Consider the following 629-nt stretch of genomic DNA (forward strand, 5'->3'; position numbering starts at 1 on the left):
GGCCTGAGCCCCGGGCCCACCGAGCTCGTGGCGCGCCTGACCGTGGCCAGCCCGGCCTACGAGAAGGTGCAGTCCCTGCCGCTGAGCGTGGTGGTGGAGAAGGGCGGCAGCGTGGTGCTGCTCAATGCCAAGTCCAGCACCGTGCATGGCAGCGAGCTGGTGGAGCTCTCGGGCCAGGTGCAGGGCTATGTGCCGGCCGGCCGCGTGACCCTCAGTTCGGGTGCCCGCGTGCTGGGCACCGCGCCGCTGGACAGCAACGGCCTCTTCAGCCTGCGCACCCGCCTGGCCGTGGGCAGCTACAGCGTGGTCGCCCAGTTCCCTGGGGACAACAACAACGAGCCGGGCAGCTCGGCCCCCGTGGCGCTGACGGTGGACAACGCCACCCCGGCCAGCCTGAGCCTCAGCAGCACGCTCAAGGAGCTGCCAGCCGGCGCGCGCACGGTGCTGGTGGCCAAGGTGGGCGGCAACAGCCCCAGTGGCACGGTGAAGTTCTACGAGGGGACGACGCTGCTGGGCACCGCGCCGGTCATCGAAGGCATGGCCACCTTGAGTGTGAGCTTCGGCACGCCGGGCGCGCATGCGGTGCGGGCGGAGTACAGCGGGGATGCGAACAACATCGGGCTGGGCAG

Annotated in this window: 1 protein-coding gene; it reads left to right on the forward strand. The window is 71.2% G+C overall.

Annotated elements, in window-relative coordinates; translation table 11 throughout:
- Window positions 1–629: Ig-like domain-containing protein (locus H5407_RS23560; protein WP_183106915.1), on the forward strand; the 629-nt coding region annotated here is incomplete at both ends.

The organism is Mitsuaria sp. WAJ17, from assembly GCF_014174515.1.
Taxonomy (GTDB): Bacteria; Pseudomonadota; Gammaproteobacteria; order Burkholderiales; family Burkholderiaceae_C; genus Roseateles_B.